Source organism: Nonomuraea sp. NPDC059023 (genome assembly GCF_042740095.1).
Lineage (GTDB): Bacteria > Actinomycetota > Actinomycetes > Streptosporangiales > Streptosporangiaceae > Nonomuraea.
In genome coordinates, this window is the sequence record NZ_JBHYIO010000074.1 from 1 (window position 1) to 24,995 (window position 24,995).

The window sequence follows — 24,995 nt, forward strand, 5'->3', positions numbered from 1 at the left end:
GTCGCCTTGGTGTGCATGCCGACCAGCGCGCCGAAGATGGGGATGAGCGGCAGCGTGACCAGCACGATGACCGCGCTGGCCAGGTCCGCGGCGAACAACCGGATGAGCACCGCGAGCGGCACCACCCCGGCGACCGCCATGGCGGGAAGGTAGCCGGTCAGGTACGGGTCGAGCCGGTCGAGCCCGCGCCCGGCCAGCGTGACGAGCTCACCGGAGCGGTGGCCGGCCAGGCGCGCCGGTCCCATCTCCCGCAGGCGGCCGAGCAATCGCTCGCGCAGCGCCGACTTCACCCCGGTCGCGGTACGGCCGGCGAACACGCCCTGGCTCCACCCGAGCAGCGCCCGCAACCCGACGACCAGCGCCAGCACGCCCAGCGCCGCCAGCGTGAACCTGCCGGACAGCACCCCGGCCAGAAGCTCGGCCTGGACGAGCACGAGCAGTCCCGCCAGCGTGGCGGCGGCCAGGGTGACGGCCAGATGCCTGCGCACCGACTGCTCGGCCCGCATGAGCCGCAGGAGATCTTTGTGCACGAGTCCTCAGAAGAACGACGGAGTACGGATGGCGCCCCGGAAGGTCCGCCAGACCCATACTTGCGCGCCGACCATGATGGGCGCGAACGGCAACACCATGAAACTGAGCACATTCAGGCTGGAACCGGCCGCCGACGAGGCGATGAGGAAGCCGGCCGACCCGATGAGCAGGGCGATCACGGGCGCCGCCGCGGCCAGGCCGGTGAGCAGGAGCCGCGCCGCCTTCCCGCCCTCGCGCCAGTTCAGGAACGCCTGCCCGTGCACCGCGAACACCACGGCCAGCAGCGCGCCGAGTCCCAGCCCGAGCGGGTGCAGCAACGAGGCGGTGAACCCGGTGGCCGCGGCGTACAGCGCCACACCCCACCCGACCGACAGCCCGAGCGAGCCCAGCGTGATCATGAGATCCCAGAACGAGCGCCATCCGGCCCCGTCCATGCGGCGGCGGAACCACAGCCCCGCGTCGCGCAGCACCCACGACAGCAGCATCGCCACGACGATCGGATAGAGCCCGAACAGCACGGGCCCCTCCAGCATCGGGTAGACCCCGAACAGCGCCCCGGCCACCGCGACCAGCCACACCTCGTTGGCCAGCACGTACGGCGCCATGGCGGCCACCATCCGGTCCCTGCGCTCCTGGGGGCGGCCCAGCATCAGCAGGCCGACGCCCAGGTCGAAGCCCTCCAGGGCGAAGTAGCCGGCCAGCAGCACGGCGAAGATGACGAACCAGATCAGTTCCATGTGAAGGCTCCTAGAGGCTCATCGCCGGCCGGCGGTCCTCGGCGGGGGCGCCGAGGGCGAGGTCGGCGGGGCCGCGCCGTACCACGCGGACGATGAGGACGTAGTCGACGACGGCCAGCAGGCCGAGCACGGAGACGAACCCGATCAGAGAGGCGGTGATCATCCCGGACGTGAGCCCGGGGGACATGGCGTCGGCGACGGTGAGCTTCTCCCAGATCATCCAGGGCTGGCGCCCGATCTCCCTGGCCATCCAGCCGAGGATGGACAGCACGAACGGCAGCGGCGTCATGATGATGAGGATCGGGTAGGTCCAGCGCCAGGTGGGCAGCCAGCGGACCAGCGGCAGCATCACCAGCATCACCACGAACCAGAGCAGCTGCCCCAGCTCGATCATGAAGCCGAGCCCGACGGCGGCGCCGACGTTGTTCTCGAACTTGTCGGTCTCGATGACGGCGAACTGCGCGTAACCGGCGACGACCGCCAGCGTGATGCCGATCGCGGCGGTCGCCACGCCCGTGCGCAGCGACTTGGTGAAGAACTCTCCCTCGTGGGTGCGGCGCCTCAGCTGGTACGCGCTGGCGCCGACGAAGACCATGCCGCCGGTGAACAACGCCGCCCCGATGATGTGCGGGAAGGCCAGGACCAGCGCGGGATTGGTCACCAGCGCCCCGAAGTCGACCAGCTCCATGTGGTCGCCCTTGACGACGGAGCCGACCGGGTTCTGCAAAAAGGAGTTGGCGACCATGATGTAGAACGCGCTGGCGTAGGCGGTGAGCGTGACGATCCAGATGCAGGCCAGGTGGAGTTTCTTGGGCAGCCGGTGCCACCCGAAGATCCACAGCCCGAGGAACGTCGACTCCAGGAAGAACGCCACCAGCGTCTCCATGGCCAGCGGCGCCCCGAAGACGTCGCCGGCGTAGTGCGACAGCCCGCTCCACGAGAGCCCGAACTGGAACTCCATCACCAGCCCGGTCACGATGCCCAGGGCGTAGTTGATCACGTAGATCTGGCCCCAGAAGCGGGTCATTCCCTCATAAAGCCGCTTGCCCGACAGCACCCAGCGCGTGTTGAGGATGGCCACCAGCGGGGCCAGTCCCAGCGTGAGCACCACGAACAGGAAGTGCAGGCTGCCCGTCAGCGCGAACTGCGTGCGCGCCAGATCCAGTGCCTCCATGGACTCCGTCCCCGTTGTTGTGTCTGTCTACATATAGGGAGCCTACATGTAGACTGTCTATATGACGAACGGGAACCTAGGATTGTCGCCATGAACCCGGACGCGCTCCGCGGCCATCTGGACGCCTTGCTGCTCTCCGTGCTGGAGCACGAGCCACTCCACGGCTACGCGATCATCGAAGCCCTGCAGGAACGCAGCGGCGGCGCGCTCAGCGTGCCCACGGGCACGGTCTATCCGGCGTTGCGCAAGCTGGAGCGCGTGGGTTACCTGGCCAGCGAATGGGCGACGGTCGGCGGCCGCAAACGCCGCACATACCGGCTCACCGGCTCCGGCAGGCGGCAGCTCGAAGGCGAGCGATCCGCCTGGCGGGAGTTCACCGCCACGATCAGTGGTGTGCTACGGCCGTCCTCGTGATGCGCAGGCACCGCACCGCGCAGTAGAACTGCACCCCGGCCAGCACGTAGCTCACCGCCGTCACCATGACGCCCGGGGGATAGGCCGCGAAGCCGATCGGCCCCTTCACCCCGATCGTCAGGATCATGCCCAAGATCGTGGTGATCGCCAGCATGGCCAGCACCAGCCCGCCCAGCGACCGGGTCACCAGCCGCGCCTTGGGCAGCAGCCGGGCGCCGCGCCCGAGAGCCAGCAGCGACAGCCCGCCGCTCACGCCCACCGCGACCTGCAGCAGATCCAGCGCCAGCGAGATCGCGCCGAACCAGGCCGGCTTCTGCGCCCAGATGGCCGGATCCAGCGGAAACACCCGCCAGAGCATCGCCCACGCCAGCGCCGTCAGCGGCACGCTCACGAACAGCAGCCCGCCCAGCCTGCGCCCCGCGCACGCCGTCAGCTCGCTCTGGTACTCGGGCGCGATCTCCTCGACACTCCCGAACTCCTGTACGGCCAGCCGCTCGGCCTCCTCGCGCGCCAGCCCGTCCGCCTCGTAGGCGTCGGCCGTGTCGATCAGGCTGTCGCGGGCCTCGACGACCATGTCGCGCCTGGGTCCCGTCGGCCCGTACAGGGCCCGGCTCAGATCGGCCACGTAGTCGTCGATGAGCATGCCTCGATTCTACGGACGACGGCCTCGGGGACTCATCAGGGATTCCCCCGATATTGATATGTAGGATATTTCCTACGTATAGTGGCCGACATGGAAATCTCCACCGTGACCATCCCCGTCGCCGACCAGGAGACGGCCCTGGCCTTCTACACCGGCCCCCTCGGCATGGGGATCAGGACCGACAACCCGTTCCCGATGGGCCGCTGGCTCACCGTCGCGCCGGAGGGCAGTACGACGACGTTGCTGCTCGCCTCGTGGTTCCCCGAGATGGCCCCGATCGGCGGCCTCATCCTGACCGCGCCCGACCTCGACGACCTGGCCGGACGCCTGAGGTCGGCGGGAACCACCGCCGACGGCCCGTCCGACGAGCCCTGGGGGCGCCAGTTGCTCTTCCAGGACCCGTTCGGCAACGGCTACGTCGTCAGCCAGAGCTGATGTCCTCCGACGCCCTGTTCGCCGCACTGGCCAGTCCCGCGCGGCGGCGGCTGCTGGAGCTACTGCTGCGTGAGGGGGGCCAGCCGGCCGGGCGGCTGGCCGAACGGTTCGACATGAGCCGCCCCAGTGTGTCCGAGCACCTGAAGGTCCTCAGGGACGCCGGCCTGGTGGCCGAGGCCCGCAGGGGACGCGAGCGCCATTACCGGTTGGAGGCCGAGCCGCTGATGCAATTGCGCGACTGGCTCAGCCCGTACGAGCGGTTCTGGCGGGAGAGGCTGGCCGCACTCGGCACGGTCCTCGACGAGATGCCCGAGACGATGAATGAGCAGGATGATGACTGACGACCTGACCGCGATTCGCGTCGACCACTTCTACGCCCACCCGCCCGCCAAGGTCTGGCGCGCCCTCACCGACCCCGAACTGATGGCCAGGTGGCTGATGCCCAACAGCTTCCGGCTGGAGATCGGCCACGAGTTCACCTTCACCACCGAGCCACGCCCGAACGTGGGCTTCGACGGCATCGTGTACTGCCGGGTGCTGGAGATCGAGCCGGGAAAGCTCCTGAAGATCAGCTGGAGCGACCGCAAGAAGGCGGACTGGACGGTGAGCTGGCGCCTGGAGGGCGAGGGCAGGGGGACCCGCGTCTTCCTCGACCACGAGGGCTTCGACCCGGACGACCCGGCCCAGCAGTTCAGCCGCAAGATCATGGGCGGCGGCTGGCGCACCCACCACTTCACCAAGATCGCCGAACTCCTCACCACCCTGCCCTAACCCACCCCCGGCCCGGCGCACCGCGCCGACCACGGACCCGTCCAGCGGGCGGCCGTGCGCGTTGCGCCGATCTCCACCGCCGGGCTGCTCGCCGACGCGGCGCCCAAGCGCGGCGAGGTGGCCACAGCTGGAGAGCCCCCGGTCGCCGGGCCTGGCAGGTATCCCCGGCGCGACGGGCCTGGTGCGTCGCGCGCATCGCCTCACCAGGCGGTCCTGCGCGTTGCGCCGGTCTCCATCGCCGGGCTGCTCGCCGACGCGGCGCTCAGAGCGTGGTGAGGCGGCTACGGTTGGAGAACCTTGGCCGCCTTTGCCACGTCTTGAGGGTCGGCGTCACCGGAGGCGGGCTCTGGGCGGTGACCGCTTCTGGCCGGGGACGTGAGAAGGACCTCGCCGTCGACGAAAGGGCGAGGTCCGGAGGGTCAAGCCGTCAGGTCTGGTCCGCCTTCTTGAGCTCCTCGGCCAGCTCGGACCGGATGGAGTCCATGTCCAGCGCCCGCACCTGTCCGATCAGGTCTTCCAGGGCCGGAGCCGGAAGCGCGCCGGGCTGGGCGTAAACGACGATGCCATCGCGGATGGCCATGATCGTCGGGATCGAGGTGATCTCGAAGCCCTGGGCCAGCGCCTGCTGGGCCTCGGTGTCGATCTTGCCGAAGGTGATGTCGTCGTGCTTCGTGGACGCCTTCTCGAAGATCGGCCCGAAGGTACGGCAAGGCCCGCACCACGCAGCCCAGAAGTCGAGCAGGACGATCCCCTTGTCGGCGATGTCGTTGAAGTTCTTCTCTGTTACTTCGATAGTCGCCACAAGTGGCTCCTCGTATCGTCGTTGAAGTTGCAACGGTGTCAACCACTCACCGCTTTCCAGCATTCCATGTCCCGCCGGGCCCGCACACCAGGCTCCACGCGCGCCGGGTTCCAGTGACCTCGCCGTAGCCGCCCAGATTGCCGTGGCCGCTGCCGGTCACCGGCTGCTGGCAGGCCGTCAGGGTACTGTCGCGACCGCCTCCAGTCCGCTGTTCGAGAGCGCTGCCGCCGTGGTGGCGAGGGCGGCTTGGGCGGGGCGGCCGACCATGGCGAGGGCGAGTGTGGCCGGGGCGCTGGCCGTGGTGAGGGCTGGCGTGGGAGTGGCGCCGGAAGCGGAGGTGGGCGTGGGTCGTTGTCTGGGGATAAAACACGGATGACCAGCGCATTAAGGGCAGTTGGTGTCGTAAATATCCGCATGAAGGTGGATAGACCGTTGATACGGCTAACCTTGACCGGCGCGGTCCCCGGGTATGACCACTGCATGGACTGGGTCACCTGCGCGCATTCCGGCGCCTGCACAGGCTTCGCACACCAGCCTCACGGCACCTGCCTGCTCCACGCCACGCCCGAGGCGCGCGCGGAGGTGCTCCGCACCTTAACCCCCGGCCGCCTCGTGGACCTCCGCGGCACCACCATCGACGCCGAACTCCTGGACCAGGTCCTGGAGGCCACCGGACGCAGACCCGGCAGAACCCGCCTCGACCGCGCCCACTTCACCTGCGAGACGCGCTTCGCCGGAGTCTCCTTCCTCGGCGACGTCTCCCTCGACGGGGCCACGTTCGACCGCTTGGCGTCCTTCTTCGGCGCTCGCTTCGAGGGCAACGTCTCTCTGGCCGGCGCCCGTTTCGCCCGCGAACTGTCCTTTCACGGGGTCAGGGTCCGCGGCCACCTGTCGCTGGACGGGGCCGTCCTGGCGCGCGACGCCCTGTTCAGCCAGACCGCCTGCGGCCGCGGCCTGTCCTGCGAGCGAACCCGGTTCGACGGGTTCGCCACCTTCGACGCCGCGATCGTCGGTGACGGCGCCGGTTTCCGCGGCGCGCGCTTCGGCCGTACGCTCTCCTGCCGCAAGATCGTCGGCCCGGTGGCCTTCGACGCCGCCCACTTCCTGGGCAACGTCTACGTCTCGGTCACCGGCCGTCTCTCTGCCGCCCACGTGCACGCCGAGTCGGGACTCGACCTGTGCGTCACCGGCTCGGGCGCCGATCTGCGCCACGCCGAGATCACCGGCCCGCTGCTGCTGCGCCTCACCGACGCCCAGGCCGACCTGGAATCCGCGGTGCTGCACCACCCGTCCGCCATCTCCGGCCGGGGCCGTGCCGCCCTCACGTCCCTTCGCGAGGTGAACGCCCCCGCACTCAACCTGACCGGCCTGGACCTGTCCACCTGCCGCTTCGCCGGCTACAGCGACCCGGCGGGCCTGCGCCTGAAGGACTGCGCCTTCGCGTTCACGCCCAGCGGCGTCCGCTTCGGGCTGCGCTGGCCGCCGATGCGCTGGTTCTCCCGCCGCCGCTCGCTGGCCGACGAACACCTGTTAAGAGGCTGGACCGCCCCCGGCGAGACCGCCGCCAGCGCGGAACGCCTCGCCATCCTCTACACCGGCCTGCAGGCGGGCCTGGACGACGAGTCCATAGCCAGCGACTTCGCCTTCGGCGCCATGGAGATGCGCCGCAAGGCCGGGGCGTCACGGCGATGGTGGCTGGCCCTGTCGTGGCTGCTGTGCGGCTACGGCCTGCGGATGGGCCGAGCGGCACTCTGGCTGGTCATCCTGATGGCGATCACGGCCGGCGTCTTCTGGACCTCCACCAGCCAGGCCACCCGCCGCCCCGTCCCCACCCACCCCGACCCCTCCATCCACCTCCCCTGACACCCCAAAACCCGCCGAACCGGGGGCGTGGCGCCGGTCAAGAGCGGAGTTGTTACGGCGAGCGACTCCGTGAGCCCTCACGACCATCGCTCGACAGAGGGAAAGGAGGTACGGCGGGGCGGGCAAGCCGGCCCCGCCGTAACGGAAAAGGCGCTTGAAACAGACGCGCGCGACAGATGCGTCGCTAGACGGAGCGGTAGAGCTCGGCGACGCGGAAGGCCAGGTCCAGGGACTGGGAGCGGTTGAGCCTCGGGTCGCAGGCGGTTTCGTAGCGGAGGGCGAGGTCGTCTTCGACGATCTCCTGGCCGCCGCCCACGCACTCCGTCACGTCGTCGCCCGTGAACTCGATGTGGATGCCGCCCGGGTGCGTGCCGAGCGCGCGGTGCACCTCGAAGAAGCCGGCCACCTCGTCCAGCACGGCGTCCAGGCGGCGCGTCTTGTGGCCGCTCGGGGCCTCGAACGTGTTGCCGTGCATCGGGTCGCAGATCCACGCCACCTGCGCGCCCGACGCGGTGACCTCCTTGACCAGCGGCGGCAGCAGTTCGCGGATCTTCGGCGCGCCCATGCGGGTGATGAACGTCAGGCGGCCGGGCTCGTTGGCGGGGTTGAGCTTCTCGATCAGCGTGAGCGCCTCGTCGGCCGTCGTCGTCGGGCCGAGCTTGACGCCGATCGGGTTGCGGATGCGGGAGAAGAACTCCACGTGCGCGCCGTCGAGCTGACGGGTGCGCTCGCCGATCCACACCATATGAGCGGAGACGTCGTACGGCAGGCCGGTGCGTGAGTCGATGCGGGTGAGCGCCTGGTCGTAGTCGAGGATCAGGGCCTCGTGGGAGGAGTAGAACTCCACGGTGTGGAACTCCTCCGGGTCGGCCCCGCAGGCCCGCATGAACGCGAGCGCCTGGTCGATCTCCCTGGCCAGCTGCTCGTAGCGGCGCCCGGCGGGCGACTCGAGCACGAAGTCCTGGTTCCAGGCGTGCACCTGGCGCAGGTCGGCGTAGCCGCCCTTGGTGAAGGCGCGGGCGAGGTTGAGCGTGACCGCCGAGGAGTGGTACGCCTTCAGCAGCCGCCACGGGTCGGGCACCCGGGAGGCCTCGGTGAAGTCGAACCCGTTGACCATGTCGCCCCGGTAGGCGGGCAGGGTGACGCCGTCGCGGGTCTCGGTGCCCTTGGAGCGCGGCTTGGCGAACTGCCCGGCGACCCGGCCGATCTTCACGACGGGCACCTTGGCCGCGTAGGTGAGGACGATGGCCATCTGCAGCAGCGTCTTGAGCTTGTTGCGCACGTTGTCGGCGGTGGCCCCGGCGAACGTCTCGGCGCAGTCGCCGCCCTGCAGCACGAACGCCTGGCCGCGGGCCACGTCGGCCAGCTGAGCCTTGAGCTGGTCGCACTCGCCGGCGAACACCAGGGGAGGAAGAGAACGCAGCTCGTCCACGACCTTGCCGAGCTCGGCGGGGTCGGGCCAGTCAGGCTGCTGGGCGGCGGGAAGCGCCCGCCAGGAATCGAGGTTGCTCAGTGCGCTCACGACAAACGAGGGTATTCCACTCCGCCTTCCTCTCCGACCCCGGATTCCGCATTCTGAGAACGGGTTCTCACCTGGCGACCCGTCAAACCCGGTAAACCGGTCATATCACTTGGATAACGTGCTTCCCGCGGACACCGCCCGCCTCCAGCGCCCGGTGCGCCTTCGCGATGCCGGACAGCGGGTGGATCGTGTCCACGACCGGCCGGAGCGCCCCGGACTCCGTCAGCCGGGTCAGCTCGGCGAACAGTTCGTGGGTGGGGTTGCCGCTGAAGGCCCGTACGCGCTGCTCGCCGTACACGGTGGAGGCGAGGATGTAGCCGATCGAGGTGACCACGCGCGAGGTGTCGAACGCGATCGCCACCATACGGCCCCGCGGCGTCAGCAGGCGGCGCCACGTGGGCAGGTCCCTGCCCACGGTGTCGAGGACCACGTCGAACCGGCCGAGGTCGGCCGGGCCGGTCGTCGCGTAGTCGTGCGCCTCGTGGGCGCCGAGGTCGCGGACGAGGTCCAGGTTCGCGGCGCCGGCGAGGGCGGTGACGTGGGCGCCGTAGGCGCGGCCGAGCTGGACGGCGAGGCTGCCGACGCCGCCCGCGCCGCCGCGCACCAGGAGGCGCTCGCCAGGGGCGAGGCGGGCCTTGTCGCGCAGCGCGGTGATCGCGGTCGTGCCCACGGGCAGGGCCGCGGCCTGGACCAGGTCGAGCCCGGCGGGGGCGAAGGCGAGCTGCCGGGGCCGCACGACCACGTACTCGGCGGCGCTGCCGAAGCCCTGGGATCTCGCCATAACGCCCCAGACCCGGTCGCCGGGCTTCAGTCCGGACATCGGTGAGCCCAGGCCGGCGACCTCGCCGGCGAAGTCGATCCCGGTGCGCTTGGGCCAGCCCGGTCCGGCGAGCGCGGTGACCGGCCGTACCTTTCCGGCCCGGCCCATGAGTTCGCCGCCGTTGACGGTGGCGGCGTGGACGCGTACCAGGACCTCGCCGGGGCCCGGGACGGGCTTGGGCAGCGTGCCCTCGTACAGCACTTCAGGGGGGCCGTAGCGGTCGTAAAGGGCCGCGCGCATCTCGCTCATGCCATCACGCTAGCCCGCTAAACGGAGAGACCCCTCCATTTGAGCTAATGTGAGAAACATGCCAGTGGAATCCTCTCGGATCGAGATGCGCGCGGACGCGCGGCACAACCGCGAGCGCATCCTCGAAGCGGCCGGCGACCTGTTCGCCGCGCGCGGCCTCGACGTGCCCATGGCCGCGATCGCGCGGCGCGCGGGCGTCGGCGTGGCCACGCTGTACCGGCGCTTCCCCACCCGCGAGGCCCTGATGTCGGAGGTGTTCCGCGAACATCTCGGCACCTGCGTGGGGACGATCGACGAGGCTCTGGAGGATCCCGACCCCTGGCGTGGATTCCGCACGTTCATCGAGAAGCTGTGCGCGATGAACGCCGTCGACCGCGGCCTCGCGGCGGCCTTCCTGACGGAGTTCCCGGGCGCGGTCGACTTCGGGCGCGAGCGGGAACGGGCCGAGCGGGGCTTCGCCGAGCTGGTCCGGCGGGCCAAGGCGGCGGGCCAGCTACGCGCCGAGTTCGACCGCAGCGACCTCTCGCTCATCCTCATGGCCACCGACGGCATCACCGCCGCCTCCGCCGAGACCGCGGTGGCCGCCGCCCGCCGCCTGGCCGGGCTGATGCTGCGCTCCTTCCACACCGGACCGGCAGCGCCCCTGCCACCGCCCGCTCCGCTCGCCCTCTACCACCTGCCCGTGCCGGACTAGGCGCGGATCAGGGCCTTCGTGCGCACGTGCTCGGGCCGGACGCCGAAGCCCACGAACCGCCGCAGCGCCGGGCCCAGGATCGGGACGCCGGTCACGTTGGCGGGGATGCGGGGCGGCTCGCGCCGGTCCTCCAGGACGACGCTGATGACGCGGTCCTGGAACAGCCGCTGCGCGGTCTGCGTGACCCGCGCCGGGAACAGCCGCCGCCGCTGCACCAAATGAAGCGCCGGCTCCGGGATCGGCGCCCCCGAGCGCAGCGACCCGGCCAGCAGGTTGGCCGTGGCCACCGCGTCCTGGACGGCCAGGTTGATGCCGACGCCGAACACCGGCGACATCGCGTGCGCCGCGTCCCCGATGCACAGGAAACCGGGCAGGTGCCAGCGTTCCAGCCGGTTGACCGCCACGGTCAGCATGCTGAGGTCGTCGTAGTCCCGGACGAGGCCGACCCGGTCGCCGAGGAACGGCAGCAGCCGCCGTACCGGCTCCCTGAGGGCGTCGATGCCCTGGGCGCGCAGCCGGTCGAAGCCGCCCTTGGGGATCACGTAGGCCATCTGCCAGTAGGTCTCCCGGTTGATGGCGACCATGAGCCGGCCGGGCGCCAGGCGCAGGAACGTCTGGTCGAGGTCGCCGGCCTCCCTCGGCATGCGGAACCAGAGCACGTCCATGGGCGCCCCGAACTCCTTCGGCACGAGCCCCGCCGCCGCGCGCAGCGTGGAGCGCCGGCCGTCGGCGGCCACGGTGAGCGCGGCCCTGATCTCGTGCTCGCCCGAGGCGTCCCGGTAGCGCAGCCCGCGCACGACGCCGTCCTCGCGGATCAGGCCGGTCGCCTCGGCGTTCATGATCAGCCGGAACGACGGGTACTCCTTGGCCGCCCCGGTGATCAGGTCGAGGAAGTCCCACTGCGGGACCATCGCGATGTAGTTGTACGGCGTGCGCAGCTCCCTGAGGCTGACCACCGGCCGGAGGCCCTCATCGGTCAGCGCGTGGACCTGGTAGGTCTTGCGGTGGGGCATCTTGAGGAAGTCGTCGATGAGCTCGAGTTCGTCGAGCACCTCCATGGTGGAGGGGTGGATCGTGTCACCCCGGAAGTCCCTGAGGAAGTCGGCGTGCTTCTCCAGCAGCGTCACCTCGACGCCGGACCTGGCGAGCTGCAGGGCGAGCATCGCGCCCGCCGGACCGCCTCCCGCGATTACACAGCTCATAATTCATCACCCAATGAAATTGTCGCACGACATGGGAAAAGCGCAAGGCCCGGCATCCGGCGGGCCCGAGGGGCCGAAGTACAGACGTGAGCATCGCGACCGCCCCGCCACGGCCGCGACGCGCCACCCCGTTCGCGGCGCTCACCGCGCGACGGGCCGTACCGGCTGGGAGCGACCCCATGAACGAAGACCTCCACGCCCTGTCCGGCGCCTACGCCGTGCACGCCCTGCCCGAACTGGAAGGCGAGTTGTTCGAACGGCACCTGGTCCGGTGCGTGGCCTGCCAGGGCGAGGTGCGCCGCCTGCGTGAGACGGCCGCCCGCCTCGCGCTCCCCGTGGCCCTCCCGCCGCCCGCCGCTTTGCGCCGCCGCGTGCTCGCCTCCGCCGCCCAGGTACGGCAGGCCCACACCCCCGCCACCGTCCACCCCTGGCCGCTGGCCGAGTCGGGCGCCACCGTCTGGTACCCCAGGGCGGAGCCGACGGGCACCCTCCCGTTCGCGACCGGCGCTGCAGGACCCGACCGGCCCGGACCTCAGCGGACCGGCGCCACGGGGGCCGGGTCCTCGCCGGCGCCGGGCGCACCCGGCGCGCCGCCGGAAGCGGGCGGCCCCCGGCCCGGAAGGCACGGCCGGGCGGGGTCCGGGGCGCCCGGGTGGCGGGGGCGGGTGGCGGCGGGGCTGGCGGCCGTGTCCGCGGCGGCGGCCGTCGCCCTCGGGGTGCTCGCGGTACAGGGCCAGCAGCGGCTGGAGACGGTGACCGCTGATCGGCAGGAGGCGCTCGAACGGCAGGAGGACCTGCTGGACGTCATGGCCGCCCCCGACGTCCGGATCCTGCGCCGGCCGGTCACCGCCGGGGGCGAGGCCACCATCGTGGTCTCCAGGGAGCGGGGCCGGATGGTGTTCGCCGCGACCGGGCTGCCGCGCCTGAAGGAGGAAGAGGACTACGCGTTGTGGCTGATGGGGCCGGAGGGAGCCCGCCCGGCGGGGCTGCTGGACGACGGTGACGGGATGCTGCGGGCCGTACCGGAGAAAGGGGAGGCGCGGGTGGCGCTGACGGTCGAGCCGGCGGGCGGGTCGCGGCGGCCCACCACGATGCCGATCATGCTGGCCGAGCTGCCCTCAGGCTGAGGCGGCCACGGCCTTGTGGAAGGCGAGCAGGCACATCCCGAGCGCGTCGTGCTTGGAGGTCTCCTCGTCGCGGATCTGCTGCCACGCGGCATACAGCAGCGCCCACATCACCTGCTGCACCCAGCTCGCCGGCATTCGCGTGTCGACCGAGCCCTCTTCGTGACCGCGCTCGATCATGACGATCAGCTCGCGGTCGCTGGGGGTCTCGCTCTCCCAGTCGGCCGAGTCGATGAGGTGCGGTTCGGTGAAGGCGAGCATGAGGTAGTCGCCGAGCTCGAAGTACTCCTGCAGGAGGCGGTCGAGCACCTGGATGGCCGGTCCGTCGGTGAGCCTGGCCCGGCTGGTGGCCAGGGCGATCTTCTCCAGCAGGTCCTCGGACATCGCGGTGATCAGGTCGGTGCGCTCGGGGAAGTAGCGGTGGATCGTGGTGCGGCCGACCCCGGCGGCCGCGGCGACATCGCTGAGTGAGGCGCCCGAGTTGCCGGTCAGCGTGGAGAAGGCGGCATCGAGGATGGCGCGACGGGTCCGTGCGCGCAGTCCTGTCTCAGCAACGGTCATGCAGTCACCGTACCACTAAGAAACTCATTTGCCTTTCTTGGAACAAGTATGTTCCACTGTCATCCATGACTGCTCCAAAAAAGTTCCCACGGCTCCGTATCTTGTGGAGCTTCGCCCGGCCCCACCGGGGCAAGCTCGTTCTCGGGTTGTTCCTCGCGCTGCTCGGCTCGGGAATGAGCCTGGCCACGCCGATGGTGACCAAGTGGGTACTCGACTCGCTCGGCGCCTCGCTGTCGCTGTCCGGGCCCATCACCGCGCTGATCGGCCTGCTGCTGGTCGGCATCGTGATCCTGACCTGGCAGTGGATCATGCTCGGCGCGCTCGGCGAGCGGGTCGTGCTGGAGGCGCGCGAGTCGATGGTGCGCCGCCTGCTGCGCGCCACCATCCCGGCCGTGACCAGGCGCCAGAGCGGTGAGCTCGTCACCCGGGTCACCTCCGACACCGTGCTCCTGCGCGAGGCCGCGTCCTCCAGCGTCATCGGATTGATCAACGGCGCGATCATGCTGGTCGGCACGCTCGTGCTCATGGGCGTGCTGGACCTGGTGCTGCTCGGCACCACGGTCGCCGCGGTCGTCGTGGTGGGCCTGCTGTTCGCCACGCTGATGCCGGCCATCGCCAAGGCGCAGGAGCGGGCGCAGGAACACGTGGGCCGCGTCGGCGGCCGGCTCGAAGGCGCGCTGCGCGCGATCAGGACCATCAAGGTGAGCCGCGCGGAGGACCGCACCGCCGAGCGGATCATCGACGACGCCCGTGTGTCGACCAAGTACAGCATCCGCGCGGTGCGCAGGGAGGCGATCGCCTGGACGCTGGCCTGGTCCGGCATCCAGCTGGCCATCATCCTGATCCTCGGCGTCGGCGCCTGGCGGGTGAGCCTGGGACTGCTGGAGGTCTCCAGCCTGATCGCGTTCCTGCTCTACGCGTTCGCGCTGATGGAGCCGATCACCGAGCTCAGCCAGAACGTCACCGCCCTGCAGGCCGGCATCGCCGCCGCCGAGCGCATCCGCAGCGTCGACGACCTGGAGCAGGAGAGCTCCGTTCCCGCCGCGGCGGGCGTCACGAGCGCGGGCGCGCCGGCGCCGGCGATCCTGGAACTGAGGGGTGTGCGGGCCGCCTACTCGGCCGACTCGGAACCCGCCGTCAAGGGCGTGGACCTGGTCATCCCGCGCCGCGGGCACGTCGCGATCGTCGGGCCCTCGGGGGCGGGCAAGACCACGCTGTTCTCCCTGATCCTGCGCTTCCTGCAGCCTCAGGAGGGCGAGATCCTGCTGGACGGCGTGCCGTACCGGGATCTCACGCACGACCAGGTGCGCGCCCGGCTCGCCTACGTCGAGCAGGACACCCCCGTCGTGCCCGGCACGATCCGCGACAACCTGCTCCTGTCGCACCCCGGGGCCAGTGAGGAGGAACTGCTGAAGGTCCTGCACGACGTACGGCTGGCCGAGATGGCCGGGAGCCTCGACCAGGAGCTGTCGCCGACGTCGGTCTCCGGCGGCCAGCGCCAGCGGATCGCCCTGGCCAGGGCACTGCTGCGCACCCCCGACGTGCTGCTGCTCGACGAGGCCACCGCCCAGCTCGACGGCCTCACCGAGGCGGCCGTGCACGACTGCATCGGCGACCGGGCGAGCAAGGGCGCCGTGGTGACGATCGCGCACCGGCTGTCCACCGTGATCGACGCCGACACGATCGTCGTCCTCCAGGACGGCAAGGTACGCGCCCAGGGCTCCCACGCGGCGCTCCTGGAGACCGACGAGCTCTACGCGAGCCTGGTCGAGGCGCTCAGCCTGGCCGAGGGCAAGAGCCCCGCCGCGGCCTGAGCGGGGGAACCGGAGCAGGCGGGCGACGACGCCGGTCACCCGGCCGGTACGGCCGAGGATCGGGAGGCGGTCCCTGGGCACGGGGTCTCCAGGGGCCACCATCGGGTCAGCGCAGCGCCTCCACGGCCTTCACCAGCGAGGTCGTGGCCAGGTCGCGCAGCGGCGCGTACTCCTCCTCCGGGTACTGCCGCGGACCGTTCTCCACCAGCAGGATCAGATAGAGGTAGGTGCGGTAGAGGTCGAGACGGGCCAGCGCGGCCGGCGTGAGCTCCAGCGGGCGCACCTCCCGGTACCCGGCCAGCAGCGGATCGTTCTCGCCGACCTCGCCGAAGATCGTCGGCGTGATCAGTTCGGCCAGCGGATCGCCCCAGAACGCCCGCTCATGGTCGATGATCGCCTGGATCCGCCCGTCGGGCGTGAGGAAGACGTTGCCCGGCCACACGTCGAAGTGGACCAGGCTCGGCGTGCGCACCTCGTCCAGCACGTGCGCGGCGGACCCGGCCACCCGCCGGATCTCCTCCGCGGGCAGCGGCAGCGGCGTCGGATAGCGCAGGGTGTCGTCCAGCAGCGCCCCGAGCATCCTCAGGTACGCCGCCCGCCACGTCGGGCCGGTGATGCCGTTGTGCGGATAGCCGAACACCCCGCCGGTCACCGAGGCCAGCGTGGCCAGGTGCCGGCCCAGCTCGCGGCGTACGTCGTCGGGGGAGTCCGGCCGGGTACGGTTCCACGGCGTGCCGTCGAGCGCGCGCAGCACCAGGTAGTCGCCGCCGAGCACCGGATCGTCGAAGCCCGCCCGCAGCAGCCCGGCCACCGGCACCCCGGCCGCGCCGGCCAGCTCGATCGCGCGCGCCTCCATGCGCAGCAGGTTGCGCTCGTAGGTGAGCTGGTCGAGGTCGGGCGGCGGGGAGAGCTTGAGCACCACCTCACGGCCGTCGTCCAGCCGCACCCGCCACACGGCGTTGGCGAAGCCGTCGGTCAGCTCGCTCGCCTCGGCGACGCCCGTGCCCATCGCCCGCCGGAGCAACGCGTCGAGCTGCTCGGGGGACAGGCGGCGCTTGGTTCTGCTCTCCACAGAGCGAGATTCTGTCCGCTTCCGGAGGTGATCGTCCAGTGCGTCCGGAAAGCTAGACGGCGCCGATCGTCCAGCTCGCCTCGTGGCGCTCGCCCGGCTTCAGCACCACCAGGTCGGTCCCCGAGTTGAACGCGTCCGGCGGGCACGTCATCGGCTCCACCGCCACACCCTCGTAACCGAGCTGCCCGCCGGTGCACACCTGCACCCACGGCAGCACGGCCGGATCCCACGTCACGCGCGTGCCGCCGACCCGCACCTCGCCCGCCGTCAGCGCGGTGAAGGCGTTGTCGACGTCCTGGCCGCCGAGCGGGCGCGGCGCACGGAAGTCGTACGGCGTGCCGGACACCTCCTCAAGCGCCCGGGGCAGCAGCCGCTCGTCGTTCAGCACCACCTTGGCGGCCGGCACGTGGAGCACGTCGGAGTCGCTCAGCAGCCACGGATGCGGCGCGCACCCGTAGGGCGCCGGGCGCTCGCCGGTGTTGCGGGCGGTGACGGTCGTGCTCAGCCCGGCGGCGTCGAGCCGGTGGAGCACCTGCAGTTCCAGCGTGAACGGGTAGCCGGGCGCCGGCGTGATCGTGTGGACCAGGCGGACGAAGGCGTGGTCGTCCTCGGCGGCCAGCCACTCCGCGACCCGCCACTCGGCGGTGGAGACCAGCCCGTGCAGGGCGTTGCCGCGCTCCGGCTCGGTCAGCTCCAACTGGTGACCGTCGCCGTCGAAGGAGTAGCGGCCGCCCGCGACCCGGTTGGGCCACGGGGCCAGGATCGTCCCGGCGTAGAACGGGATCGGGCAGCCCTCCGGCCACGAGGTCACGAGGTCGCGCCCGCCGTGCCTGAGCACGCGCAGGGCGGCGCCGCGCTGGCTGATCTCGGCGGTGTAGCCGCCGCCGGACAGAGAGGGCACGGGGGAGTCCTTTCGCCAACGCTGGGGTCGCTCAAGGATATCCGCTGGTCAAGCGGAGGCTCGCCGTACCAGATGCGTGTCGAGTATGACGACCGGCTGGCTCAGCTCCTCGCCGTTGATGCGGGCCACCAGCAGGTGCGCCATCTGGCGGCCCATCTGCTCGGTCGGCTGGTGGACGGTCGTCAGCGGCGGGTCGGTGTGCAGCGCCGCCTTGGAGTCCTCGAAGCCGACCAGCGCGACGTCCTCGGGCACGCGGCGGCCGGCCGCCTTCAGCTCGCGCAGCGCGCCCACCGCCATCAGATCGGAGGCGGCGAACACGGCGTCGAGGTCCGGATGATCGGCCAGCAGCGCGCGCATCGCCGCGGCGCCGCTCTCCTCGGAGAAGTCGCCGTAGGCCACCAGGTCGGGGGCGTTCGAGGCCGCCAGCGCGTCACGGTAGCCGGCCAGGCGGTCCACGCCGACGCCCATGTCCTGCGGGCCGGCGATGGTGGCGATGCGGGTACGGCCGATGCCCACCAAGTGCTTGATCGCCTGGCGGGCGCCGCCGCGGTTGTCCATGTCGACGTAGCTGAAGGGGTCGAGGCCGACCGGGCGGCCGCCGAGCACGGTCGGCACGCCCATCTCCTCCAGCCGTCCCGGCAGCGGGTCGGCGCCGTGCAGCGACAGCAGCAGGACGCCGTCGACGTGCTGGCCGGTCAGGAAGTGCTCCAGCCGCTCGTGCTCCTCCGGCGACTGGGCCATCGCCAGTATGAGCTGCAGGCCGGTCTCGGCCAGCGCGGAGCCGATGCCCCTGATCGTGCCGGCGAAGTACGGCTCGTCGAAGACGCGCAGCTCCGACTCCGACACCACCAGCGCCACCGTGTCGGTGCGGCGGGTGACGAGCGTGCGGGCGGCGCGGTTGGGGACGTAGCCGAGTTCGTCGATGGCCTGGCGTACGGCGGCGCGGGCCTTCGCGCTGACGTTGGGCGAGCCGTTGATGACCCTCGACACCGTGCCGCGCCCGACCCCGGCGCGGGCGGCGACTGCTTCAAGAGTCGGTCGGTTCATGGCCACCATTCTGCCGGATGATCTCCGCGTACCAGAGAGCGCTGTCTTTGAGGAGGCGGCGCTGGGTGGCGAAGTCGACGTGGACGAGGCCGAAGCGCTTGCCGTAGCCCCAGGCCCATTCGAAGTTGTCCATGAGGGACCAGGCGAAATAGCCTTCAAGCGGGATGCCGCGGCGGGTGGCCTCCAGGCAGGCGGACAGGTGTTCGCGCAGGTAGGCCACCCGGCCGGGGTCGTGGACGCGCTCTCCGTCCAGGTGGTCGTCGAAGGCGGCGCCGTTCTCCGAGACCACCATCGGCACGGCCGGGTACTCCTCGCGCACCCGCGTCAGCACCTCCAGCAGGCCGCCGGCGTCGATCTCCCAGCCCATCGCGGTGACCGGCCGCCCGCCCGAGACGAACGAGACGTGCTCGCTGCCGACCCACGGCGAGCCCGCGCCGGTCGGCGCCGCGGCGGCCGAGGCGGGTCCGGGGCGGGAGGAGACGGTGAAGCGGCTGTAGTAGTTGACGAGGAGCAGGTCGATCGGCTGGCTGATGACCGCAAGATCCCGATTTTTCATGAAATCCAGGTCTATGCCGAGGTCCTCCAGGACGTCGGGTGGATAGGAACCCTTGAGAAGAGCGTCCAGGAAGAAGCGGTTCTGCAGGCCGTCGATGCGGCGGGCCGCGTCGTGGTCCTCCGCGGTGGCGGGCGTGATCGCGTAGAGGTTCACGCAGCCGCCCACGCGCGAAGGCCGCAGCGCCTGTACGGCTAGCCCGTGCGCCAGGTTGAGATGGTGCGCCGCCCGGATCGCGGCGACCGGGTCCCGCCGCCCCGGCGCGTGCTCACCCGAGGCGTACCCCAGGAAGGCCGCGCACCACGGCTCGTTGACCGTCGCCCACGTGTGCACCCGATCGCCCAGCGCCTCGTGCACGGCGGCGGCGTAGTCGGCGAAGCGGTAGGCGGTCTCCCGCTCCGGCCAGCCGCCTCTGTCCTCCAGTGCCTGCGGCAGATCCCAGTGGTAGAGCGTCAGCCACGGCTGGATGCCGTGCTCCAGCAGCTCGTCGGTGAGGCGGCGGTAGAAGTCGAGGCCCTTCTGGCTGACCTCGCCCGAGCCGTCCGGCTGCACGCGCGGCCACGAGACCGAGAACCGGTAGGCGGTCAGGCCCAGGGCGGCCATGAGCTTCACGTCGTCGCGGTAGCGGTGGTAGTGGTCGATGGCCACGTCCCCGTGGTCGCCGCCGACCACCCGGCCGGGCACGCGGGTGAAGGTGTCCCAGATCGATCGGCCGCGCCGGTCGGCGGCGCCCTCGATCTGGTAGGCCGAGGTGGCCGCGCCCCAGGCGAACCCCGCGGGGAAACGCCCGGGCGCGTGCCGTACCTGATCTTCCTGGGTCGTCATGCCTTGACCGCGCCTTCCATGAGCCCGCCCACGATCTGACGGCCGAACAGGACGAACACCACGAACAGCGGCAGCACCGAGGCGGCCGTGCCGGTGAACAACATCACGTAGTCGGTGCCGTGCGCCGAGTTGAGCGCCGCGATCGACGTCTGCACCACCGGGTTGTCCGGGTTCAGCACGATGAGCGGCCACAGGAACTCGTTCCACGTCTGCATGAACACCAGCAGCGCCAGCACCGCCATGCCCGGCCGCAGCGCCGGGAGCACGACCCGCCAGTAGATGCCGATCGTGGCCGCGCCGTCCACCCGCGCCGCCTCGACCAGCTCATCGGGTACGGCCTGCGCCACGTACTGCGTCATCATGAACACGCCGAACCCGTTGACCAGGAACGGCAGGATCACCGCCTTCAACTGACCGGTCCAGCCCAGCGAGACCATCAGCTCATACAGCGGCACCACGCCCATCTGCTGCAGCGGCACCATCATCGTCACCAGGATCAGCCCGAGCAGCAGCCGCGCGCCGGGAAAGCGCAGCTTGGCGAAGGCGAACCCGGCCAGCGTCGAGATCGCCACCACCGACAGCGTCACCGTGCCCGCCACGACCGCCGAGTTCAGCAGGCCGGTCAGGAAGTGGGCGTCCTCGGTGGCCAGCAGCCGCTCGACGTTCTCGCCGAGCAGGCCGCCGGGCAGCAGGGGCGGCGGGGTGTCCAGCGCGTCCTCGTTGGAGCGCGTGGCCATGATGAACATGTAGTAGATCGGGAAGGCGGACAGCACGAGCGCCACCGCCAGCCCGATCCTCGTCGTGATCGTGGCCCGGTTCATCGGATCTGCCTCGTGAACAGGTAGTTGACCAGGGTGCCGAGCAGGATCAGCACGAACAGCAGCCAGGCGGCGGCAGCGGCGTACCCCATGTCGAAGTCGCGGAAGCCCTCCTTGACCACGAACATCGCCACCGTCTGATACTGGCCCGTGGTGCCGCCGGTCATCATCGGGTTGCCCTCGAACATGACCGGCTCGGCGAACAGCGTCAGCCCGCCGATCGTGGACACGAACACCACGAACACCAGCGTCGGCCGGAGCATCGGCACCGTGATCCGCCAGAACTGCCGGCGCGGCGAGGCGCCGTCGATCGCCGCCGCCTCGTAGAGGTCGCGGGGGATCGTCTGCATCGCGGCCAGCAGGATGATCGCGTTGTAGCCGGTCCAGCGCCAGTCGATCATCACGGCGATGGCGATCCAGGACGACCACTTCTCGTTCTGCCACGTGATCGGGGTCCCCAGCAGCCAGTTGACCAGGCCGTAGTCGCGGGAGAAGAGCTGGCTGAAGATGACCGCGACCGCCACCACCGAGGTGACCAGCGGCAGCAGCACGCCCAGGCGCAGGATCAGGCGGCCCTTGAGCCGCTTGTTGAGCGCGTTGGCCAGCATCAGGGCCAGCAGCAGCTGTGGCACCGTGGCCAGCGCGAACATGCCGAGCGTGTTGCCCACCGCGTTCCAGAACTCGGCGTCGGCGACCAGTTCGGCGTAGTTGCCGAGGCCCAGCCAGCTCTTGTCCCCGGCCAGCTCCCAGTCGTGCAGCGAGATCCACAGCGTGTACCCGAGCGGGAAGACCCCGAAGACGGCGAACAGCAGATAGTACGGCGAGACCAGGAGATACGGGGTGCCGCGAAGATCGAACCGGGACCACCGGCCGCCCCGGCGCCCGTTTCGCCGGGATGCGCGCCGTACCTGCGCCCGAGGCGCCTCGTTCGATCGCGGCGCCTCCTCCGCCCTTGGTGCCTCCTCCGCCTTTGGCTCTTCCGTCCGCGGGTCCGGTGACCGCGGCGGCTGGGGTGGTGCGAAGTCCATGGACATGCTCAGCCCGCGGCCTTCACGCCGGCGGCCACGAACCTGGCCCACGCCTCCTCATACGGCACCGCGCCCTGGTCCATGCCCTCGATGACCTTCTCGACGGCCGTCTTGACCTGGGCGTGCTTCTCGCCCAGGAACATCGGCAGCAGATCCTTGACCGAGGCGGAGAAGATCTGACCGGTCGGGGCGTCGCTGAAGTAGGCGTTCTTCAGGCCGGTGACCTTCGCGTCCTGCTGCGCCGGCAGCGAGCTCGGGAACGCGCCCGCCTCCTCGAACGCCATGACGTGGCCGTCCTTGCCGGTCAGGTAGTTCAGGACCTCGGCGGCCTCCTTGGGGTGCTTGCTCTGCTTGGGCAGGGCCAGCCAGGAACCGCCCCAGTTGCCCGACCCGCCCGGCACTGCCGCGACGTCCCAGTTGCCCTTGTTGCCCTCACCGGCCTTGCCCTCGATGACGCCGAGCATCCACGACGGGCAGCCCATCGTCGCGAACCCGCCGCCCTTGATCGCCTTGTCCCACGCCGGGCTCCAGGCCTGCAGCTTCGCGGTCATCCCGGCCTTGCTGAACGTCTGCACCCAGTCGAACGACGTCTTGATCGCCGGGTTGGACTCGATGACGAGCTGGTTGCCCTTGTCGAAGTAGGCGACGTTGCCGTTCTTCGGGGCCTCCTGGGAGAGGATGACGTTGTAGATGGTGTTGGGGCCGTCCATGAACTTCGCCCCGGTCTTGGCGGCCTCGAACTTCCTGCCGGTTTCCAGGAACGCGTTCCAGTCGGGCCAGAGCTTGGCCACGTCCTCCCGGCCGGTGGGCAGGCCGGCCTTCTTGAACAGGTCCTTGCGGTAGCACATCGTCATCCCGCCGATGTCGGTGCCGAGGGCGAACAGCTTGCCGTCGGCGTTGACGCCCGCCGCCCACTTGGCCGCGGGGAAGTCGGCCTTGCGGTTCTGCATGCCGTACTGGCCGAGGTCGGTGAAGAACTGGGGCCGGGCGGCCATGAGGCCCATGGCGCCCTCGTCGATCCCCACCACGTCCGCGGCACCGCTGCCCGCCTGGAGGCGCTGGAGGAGCTGGGGGAGGTAGACGTCCTCGAAGCGGTCGGTCAGGTTCTGGTACTTGACCTGGATGTCCGGGTGGGCGGCGTTCCAGGCTTCGACCGCCTTGTCGTAGCCGAAGTTCTCACCGCCGCCGAAGGTGTGGACGGTGATCGTGACGGGTTCCGCCTTGGCTTGGGCCGAGGACTGGGGCTGGGGGGTGGAGGTGGTTCCGCAGGCGGCCAGAGCGGCGGTCATGACCGCGGCGGTGGCCAGACGCGTGTGCTTCATTTGTGCCCCTTGGTGGTGGGGTGGGGGGATGTGGGAGCACTCTGGGAGCGCTCCCATGCAGAGTGCATCAGGGCGCTGGCCCCGTCAACGAGGCGACGCGCAACCGTTACATTCCGCTTGTCCTGCGGGCCCTTTATCGGACTTCAGGCCATGAACCGCCCATAAGCCTTCCTGGGAGCGCTCCCGTAGCTCTCTCTCATGCGACCGGAGCAACCCTCGCCACCCCCGATCGACCCCACCGCCCGATCGGCCCCACTGCGTGGTGGCGCCCGGGATGCCCGGATGGCCCCCGAGGTGGCTGACTGGCCTGAGGCGCCCAGATGGCCTGGGGTGATCGGGTGGTCCAAGGTGCCCCGGTCTGCGTGTAGCCAGGGCTGGCCGATTCGGGCGGGGGCGCGTCAGTGCGCTGGCTCGGGCTGGCCGGTCCCGGCTGAAGGCAGCCAGGTAACCGGGCCGGCCGATTGGGTGCGCGGCTCGCCTCGTGGGTGGCCAGGCAGCCGGTAGGCCAGGCGGCTTGGCTAGTTAGCCCGGCATACCGCGTGGCTGGGTGGTCAGCGATCCGGTTGTTGTGCGGGCGTGTGCTGCCAAGGGGAGGGAAATGTGATGGCGGTTGTGGCTATTGGGGTTGGTGGTGTTTGTGTGATTAAGCAGATGCTTATCACGAAGAAATAACGGGATGGGAGATCTATTTGAGGAGAAAGGGAGATCTATTTGGCGGGAGCCGTATCGGCGGGAAAGTCGTAATGGACGCCGGTGAGGGCTTCTGAGACGGACCACAGGCGGGCGGCGACGGCGCGGTCCTTGGAGGCGGGGGAGGAGTCGACGGGGGTCGGGTAGCCGCGTGAGCCGAAGCGGCCGTCGGGGCCGACGTAGGTGCCGCCGGCCAGGCCGCGTTCGGTGGCGGCGTACAGAAGCGGCAGGGCGCCGCGTTCGGCGCTCTGGGCGAACAGCACGTTCCCCAGCCGGGAGCCGAACTCCAGGATCGGGTTGCCCTCCATGCGCGGGCCGACGGCCTGGAGGTTGGTGGCGGCGTAGCCGGGGTGGGCGGCGACACTGGTGAGGGCGCCGGCGGCGCGGCGCTGCAACTCGTAGGCGAACAGCAGGTTGGCCAGCTTGGACTGCCCGTAGGCGGCCCACTTGCGGTAGGAGCGTTCGCCCTGGAGGTCGTCGAAGTCGATGTGGCCCCCCTTGTGCAGGCCGCTGCTGACGGTCACCACGCGGGGGTCGGGACGCTCAAGCAGCCGGGGCAGCAAGAGGCCGGTGAGCGCGAAGTGCCCGAGGTGGTTGGTCCCGAACTGCATCTCGAACCCGTCCACGGTCTGCCGGTACGGCAGCGCCATCACGCCCGCGTTGTTGACCAGCACGTCGAGCCCGCCGGTGTACGCGGCGGCGAACGCGCGGACCGAAGCCAAATCGGCCAGGTCAAGTTGCCTGACCTCGATCGAGGCGTGGGGAGCCGCCTTCTTCATCAGCTGGGCGGCGGCCTCGCCCTTGGCGACGTCCCGGCAGGCCAGCACGGTGGCGGCGCCGCGCCTGGCCAGCTCACCCGCGGCGATCATCCCGATGCCGCTGTTGGCTCCCGTCACCACGGCCGCCAGGCCTGACAGGTCGCCGATGTCCGCTGCGGTCCATCCCATGACCCCTCCAAACGTGATCACCGTCACCCTAACCCGCCCACTCCCTCCCCGGTCACCAGACACCGGGGTGAGGCTTGGGGGAGTCCCGGGGAGCAGGCCGCGCCGGGGCGGGGGCCCCGGGGAAGCGTGGATAGCGAGCCGGGTCGCAGGGCCGGAGCGTCGCGGGCCGGCGTGGCCGAGGGAGGGGGCCGGCGGGGCGTCGTGGCGGTGGGGACCCCGTCCGACGTGCGCGGCGCCCGGCGATCGGCGCCCGCCCACAGCGGTGGGAGGCGGGGGCGGCGGCTTGCCGTAACGGAAGGGCGGGGGGTAGCGGGAAGGGGCGCGCAGGGGCGGCGGCGCGGGTGCGGGAGCGGAGGGGAGCGCGCGGTGAGGTGGGGGGCGTGCAGGAGCAGAGGAGAGCGCGCGGCGGGATGGGGTTGGGAATGGGAACGGCGCG

The 24,995-nt window shown here is 70.8% G+C and carries 26 protein-coding genes; 9 read left to right on the forward strand and 17 right to left on the reverse strand.

The annotated features are described in order from the left end of the window. The 3 genes from ACFWYW_RS56470 to ACFWYW_RS56480 form a co-directional block, all read right to left on the reverse strand. Positions 1 to 530: ABC transporter transmembrane domain-containing protein (locus tag ACFWYW_RS56470; RefSeq protein WP_379641412.1), on the reverse strand; the 530-nt coding region annotated here is incomplete at its 3' end. Between the two features lie 6 nt (positions 531 to 536). Further along, positions 537 to 1,268 carry a cytochrome d ubiquinol oxidase subunit II gene (locus ACFWYW_RS56475; RefSeq protein ID WP_379626889.1) on the reverse strand — a complete coding sequence of 244 codons (732 nt, stop codon included), beginning with the start codon at positions 1,266 to 1,268 and terminating at the stop codon, positions 537 to 539. Positions 1,269 to 1,278: 10 nt separating this feature from the next. Further along, positions 1,279 to 2,442, reverse strand: a complete 1,164-nt coding sequence (locus ACFWYW_RS56480) for a cytochrome ubiquinol oxidase subunit I (RefSeq protein WP_379626891.1) — start codon at positions 2,440 to 2,442, stop codon at positions 1,279 to 1,281. Positions 2,443 to 2,532: 90 nt separating this feature from the next. Between ACFWYW_RS56480 and ACFWYW_RS56485 the strand changes: the two genes are divergently transcribed. Next, positions 2,533 to 2,856: a helix-turn-helix transcriptional regulator gene (locus ACFWYW_RS56485; protein ID WP_379626893.1), complete on the forward strand. Its 324-nt coding sequence runs from the start codon at positions 2,533 to 2,535 to the stop codon at positions 2,854 to 2,856. On the opposite strand, the gene ACFWYW_RS56490 is transcribed toward ACFWYW_RS56485, so the two are convergent. Then, on the reverse strand, positions 2,828 to 3,499 hold the full coding sequence (locus tag ACFWYW_RS56490) for a permease prefix domain 1-containing protein (protein WP_379626895.1): 672 nt from the start codon (positions 3,497 to 3,499) through the stop codon (positions 2,828 to 2,830). The two genes, ACFWYW_RS56485 and ACFWYW_RS56490, sit on opposite strands and share 29 nt — an antisense overlap. Positions 3,500 to 3,589: 90 nt before the next feature. On the opposite strand from ACFWYW_RS56490, the gene ACFWYW_RS56495 reads away from it, so the two are divergent. Genes ACFWYW_RS56495 through ACFWYW_RS56510 form a run of 4 tightly spaced genes read left to right on the forward strand, consistent with a single transcriptional unit; the run spans position 3,590 to position 4,981 of the window. Further along, positions 3,590 to 3,934, forward strand: a complete 345-nt coding sequence (locus ACFWYW_RS56495; protein WP_379626897.1) for a VOC family protein — start codon at positions 3,590 to 3,592, stop codon at positions 3,932 to 3,934. Further along, positions 3,934 to 4,275 carry an ArsR/SmtB family transcription factor gene (locus ACFWYW_RS56500; protein ID WP_379626899.1) on the forward strand — a complete coding sequence of 114 codons (342 nt, stop codon included), beginning with the start codon at positions 3,934 to 3,936 and terminating at the stop codon, positions 4,273 to 4,275. Before ACFWYW_RS56495 ends, ACFWYW_RS56500 begins: the two co-directional genes overlap by 1 nt. Continuing rightward, entirely contained in the window at positions 4,265 to 4,705 is a 441-nt protein-coding gene (locus tag ACFWYW_RS56505) for an SRPBCC domain-containing protein (protein ID WP_379626901.1), read from the forward strand. Before ACFWYW_RS56500 ends, ACFWYW_RS56505 begins: the two co-directional genes overlap by 11 nt. A gap of 54 nt (positions 4,706 to 4,759) precedes the next feature. Further along, entirely contained in the window at positions 4,760 to 4,981 is a 222-nt protein-coding gene (locus ACFWYW_RS56510; protein ID WP_379626903.1) for a hypothetical protein, read from the forward strand. A 151-nt stretch (positions 4,982 to 5,132) separates the two neighbouring features. Here the strand turns inward: ACFWYW_RS56510 and ACFWYW_RS56515 are convergent, their stop codons facing one another. Continuing rightward, positions 5,133 to 5,507: a thioredoxin family protein gene (locus tag ACFWYW_RS56515; protein ID WP_379626905.1), complete on the reverse strand. Its 375-nt coding sequence runs from the start codon at positions 5,505 to 5,507 to the stop codon at positions 5,133 to 5,135. 480 nt (positions 5,508 to 5,987) lie between these two features. Between ACFWYW_RS56515 and ACFWYW_RS56520 the strand changes: the two genes are divergently transcribed. Beyond that, positions 5,988 to 7,370 (forward strand): pentapeptide repeat-containing protein, encoded by a 1,383-nt coding sequence (locus ACFWYW_RS56520; protein WP_379626911.1) that lies wholly within the window; start codon positions 5,988 to 5,990, stop codon positions 7,368 to 7,370. Between the two features lie 184 nt (positions 7,371 to 7,554). Here the strand turns inward: ACFWYW_RS56520 and ACFWYW_RS56525 are convergent, their stop codons facing one another. Both ACFWYW_RS56525 and ACFWYW_RS56530 read right to left on the reverse strand, forming a co-directional pair. Next, a complete protein-coding gene (locus tag ACFWYW_RS56525) occupies positions 7,555 to 8,892 on the reverse strand; it encodes a class II 3-deoxy-7-phosphoheptulonate synthase (RefSeq protein WP_379626914.1) in 1,338 nt (445 codons plus the stop codon). A gap of 100 nt (positions 8,893 to 8,992) precedes the next feature. Next, positions 8,993 to 9,952 carry an NAD(P)-dependent alcohol dehydrogenase gene (locus ACFWYW_RS56530; RefSeq protein WP_379626945.1) on the reverse strand — a complete coding sequence of 320 codons (960 nt, stop codon included), beginning with the start codon at positions 9,950 to 9,952 and terminating at the stop codon, positions 8,993 to 8,995. A 67-nt stretch (positions 9,953 to 10,019) separates the two neighbouring features. On the opposite strand from ACFWYW_RS56530, the gene ACFWYW_RS56535 reads away from it, so the two are divergent. After that, complete coding sequence (locus tag ACFWYW_RS56535; protein WP_379626916.1) at positions 10,020 to 10,655, forward strand: TetR/AcrR family transcriptional regulator; 636 nt, start codon at positions 10,020 to 10,022, stop codon at positions 10,653 to 10,655. On the opposite strand, the gene ACFWYW_RS56540 is transcribed toward ACFWYW_RS56535, so the two are convergent. Further along, complete coding sequence (locus tag ACFWYW_RS56540; RefSeq protein ID WP_379626919.1) at positions 10,652 to 11,857, reverse strand: FAD-dependent oxidoreductase; 1,206 nt, start codon at positions 11,855 to 11,857, stop codon at positions 10,652 to 10,654. The genes ACFWYW_RS56535 and ACFWYW_RS56540 overlap by 4 nt on opposite strands. Before the next feature lie 179 nt (positions 11,858 to 12,036). On the opposite strand from ACFWYW_RS56540, the gene ACFWYW_RS56545 reads away from it, so the two are divergent. Beyond that, the gene (locus ACFWYW_RS56545; RefSeq protein ID WP_379626921.1) at positions 12,037 to 12,984 is read left to right on the forward strand and encodes an anti-sigma factor domain-containing protein; all 948 of its coding nucleotides are present in this window, start codon (positions 12,037 to 12,039) and stop codon (positions 12,982 to 12,984) included. Here ACFWYW_RS56545 and ACFWYW_RS56550 read toward each other — a convergent pair. After that, a complete protein-coding gene (locus tag ACFWYW_RS56550; RefSeq protein ID WP_379626923.1) occupies positions 12,976 to 13,542 on the reverse strand; it encodes a TetR/AcrR family transcriptional regulator in 567 nt (188 codons plus the stop codon). The two genes, ACFWYW_RS56545 and ACFWYW_RS56550, sit on opposite strands and share 9 nt — an antisense overlap. A gap of 65 nt (positions 13,543 to 13,607) precedes the next feature. Between ACFWYW_RS56550 and ACFWYW_RS56555 the strand changes: the two genes are divergently transcribed. Next, complete coding sequence (locus tag ACFWYW_RS56555; protein ID WP_379626925.1) at positions 13,608 to 15,356, forward strand: ABC transporter ATP-binding protein; 1,749 nt, start codon at positions 13,608 to 13,610, stop codon at positions 15,354 to 15,356. Between the two features lie 106 nt (positions 15,357 to 15,462). On the opposite strand, the gene ACFWYW_RS56560 is transcribed toward ACFWYW_RS56555, so the two are convergent. From ACFWYW_RS56560 to ACFWYW_RS56595, 8 genes are all read right to left on the reverse strand, one after another. Continuing rightward, positions 15,463 to 16,428, reverse strand: coding sequence for a phosphotransferase family protein (locus tag ACFWYW_RS56560; RefSeq protein ID WP_379626928.1), 966 nt, complete (start codon positions 16,426 to 16,428; stop codon positions 15,463 to 15,465). Positions 16,429 to 16,480: 52 nt separating this feature from the next. Continuing rightward, complete coding sequence (locus ACFWYW_RS56565) at positions 16,481 to 17,329, reverse strand: aldose 1-epimerase family protein (RefSeq protein WP_379626930.1); 849 nt, start codon at positions 17,327 to 17,329, stop codon at positions 16,481 to 16,483. 48 nt (positions 17,330 to 17,377) lie between these two features. Continuing rightward, on the reverse strand, positions 17,378 to 18,385 hold the full coding sequence (locus ACFWYW_RS56570) for a LacI family DNA-binding transcriptional regulator (RefSeq protein WP_379626932.1): 1,008 nt from the start codon (positions 18,383 to 18,385) through the stop codon (positions 17,378 to 17,380). After that, positions 18,357 to 19,754 (reverse strand): GH1 family beta-glucosidase, encoded by a 1,398-nt coding sequence (locus tag ACFWYW_RS56575; RefSeq protein WP_379626934.1) that lies wholly within the window; start codon positions 19,752 to 19,754, stop codon positions 18,357 to 18,359. The genes ACFWYW_RS56570 and ACFWYW_RS56575 overlap by 29 nt, the downstream gene beginning before the upstream one ends. Continuing rightward, the gene (locus ACFWYW_RS56580; protein ID WP_379626936.1) at positions 19,751 to 20,575 is read right to left on the reverse strand and encodes a carbohydrate ABC transporter permease; all 825 of its coding nucleotides are present in this window, start codon (positions 20,573 to 20,575) and stop codon (positions 19,751 to 19,753) included. Before ACFWYW_RS56580 ends, ACFWYW_RS56575 begins: the two co-directional genes overlap by 4 nt. Then, positions 20,572 to 21,651 carry a carbohydrate ABC transporter permease gene (locus ACFWYW_RS56585; protein ID WP_379626939.1) on the reverse strand — a complete coding sequence of 360 codons (1,080 nt, stop codon included), beginning with the start codon at positions 21,649 to 21,651 and terminating at the stop codon, positions 20,572 to 20,574. The genes ACFWYW_RS56580 and ACFWYW_RS56585 overlap by 4 nt, the downstream gene beginning before the upstream one ends. Beyond that, positions 21,609 to 22,922 carry an ABC transporter substrate-binding protein gene (locus tag ACFWYW_RS56590; protein ID WP_379626941.1) on the reverse strand — a complete coding sequence of 438 codons (1,314 nt, stop codon included), beginning with the start codon at positions 22,920 to 22,922 and terminating at the stop codon, positions 21,609 to 21,611. The genes ACFWYW_RS56585 and ACFWYW_RS56590 overlap by 43 nt, the downstream gene beginning before the upstream one ends. A gap of 707 nt (positions 22,923 to 23,629) precedes the next feature. Then, positions 23,630 to 24,559: an oxidoreductase gene (locus tag ACFWYW_RS56595; RefSeq protein WP_379626943.1), complete on the reverse strand. Its 930-nt coding sequence runs from the start codon at positions 24,557 to 24,559 to the stop codon at positions 23,630 to 23,632. Positions 24,560 to 24,995 lie beyond the last annotated feature (436 nt).

Excerpts from the sequence above, each read along its gene's own strand:
- ACFWYW_RS56495 (WP_379626897.1), top strand. The coding sequence starts at position 3,590 with ATGGAAATCTCCACCGTGACCATCCCCGTCGCCGACCAGGAGACGGCC.
- ACFWYW_RS56540 (WP_379626919.1), bottom strand. The coding sequence starts at position 11,857 with ATGAGCTGTGTAATCGCGGGAGGCGGTCCGGCGGGCGCGATGCTCGCC.
- ACFWYW_RS56500 (WP_379626899.1), top strand. The coding sequence starts at position 3,934 with ATGTCCTCCGACGCCCTGTTCGCCGCACTGGCCAGTCCCGCGCGGCGG.
- ACFWYW_RS56490 (WP_379626895.1), bottom strand. The coding sequence starts at position 3,499 with ATGCTCATCGACGACTACGTGGCCGATCTGAGCCGGGCCCTGTACGGG.
- ACFWYW_RS56475 (WP_379626889.1), bottom strand. The coding sequence starts at position 1,268 with ATGGAACTGATCTGGTTCGTCATCTTCGCCGTGCTGCTGGCCGGCTAC.
- ACFWYW_RS56480 (WP_379626891.1), bottom strand. The coding sequence starts at position 2,442 with ATGGAGGCACTGGATCTGGCGCGCACGCAGTTCGCGCTGACGGGCAGC.
- ACFWYW_RS56545 (WP_379626921.1), top strand. The coding sequence starts at position 12,037 with ATGAACGAAGACCTCCACGCCCTGTCCGGCGCCTACGCCGTGCACGCC.
- ACFWYW_RS56550 (WP_379626923.1), bottom strand. The coding sequence starts at position 13,542 with ATGACCGTTGCTGAGACAGGACTGCGCGCACGGACCCGTCGCGCCATC.
- ACFWYW_RS56580 (WP_379626936.1), bottom strand. The coding sequence starts at position 20,575 with ATGAACCGGGCCACGATCACGACGAGGATCGGGCTGGCGGTGGCGCTC.
- ACFWYW_RS56575 (WP_379626934.1), bottom strand. The coding sequence starts at position 19,754 with ATGACGACCCAGGAAGATCAGGTACGGCACGCGCCCGGGCGTTTCCCC.
- ACFWYW_RS56505 (WP_379626901.1), top strand. The coding sequence starts at position 4,265 with ATGATGACTGACGACCTGACCGCGATTCGCGTCGACCACTTCTACGCC.
- ACFWYW_RS56485 (WP_379626893.1), top strand. The coding sequence starts at position 2,533 with ATGAACCCGGACGCGCTCCGCGGCCATCTGGACGCCTTGCTGCTCTCC.
- ACFWYW_RS56570 (WP_379626932.1), bottom strand. The coding sequence starts at position 18,385 with ATGGTGGCCATGAACCGACCGACTCTTGAAGCAGTCGCCGCCCGCGCC.
- ACFWYW_RS56555 (WP_379626925.1), top strand. The coding sequence starts at position 13,608 with ATGACTGCTCCAAAAAAGTTCCCACGGCTCCGTATCTTGTGGAGCTTC.
- ACFWYW_RS56535 (WP_379626916.1), top strand. The coding sequence starts at position 10,020 with ATGCCAGTGGAATCCTCTCGGATCGAGATGCGCGCGGACGCGCGGCAC.
- ACFWYW_RS56590 (WP_379626941.1), bottom strand. The coding sequence starts at position 22,922 with ATGAAGCACACGCGTCTGGCCACCGCCGCGGTCATGACCGCCGCTCTG.
- ACFWYW_RS56595 (WP_379626943.1), bottom strand. The coding sequence starts at position 24,559 with ATGGGATGGACCGCAGCGGACATCGGCGACCTGTCAGGCCTGGCGGCC.
- ACFWYW_RS56530 (WP_379626945.1), bottom strand. The coding sequence starts at position 9,952 with ATGCGCGCGGCCCTTTACGACCGCTACGGCCCCCCTGAAGTGCTGTAC.
- ACFWYW_RS56520 (WP_379626911.1), top strand. The coding sequence starts at position 5,988 with ATGGACTGGGTCACCTGCGCGCATTCCGGCGCCTGCACAGGCTTCGCA.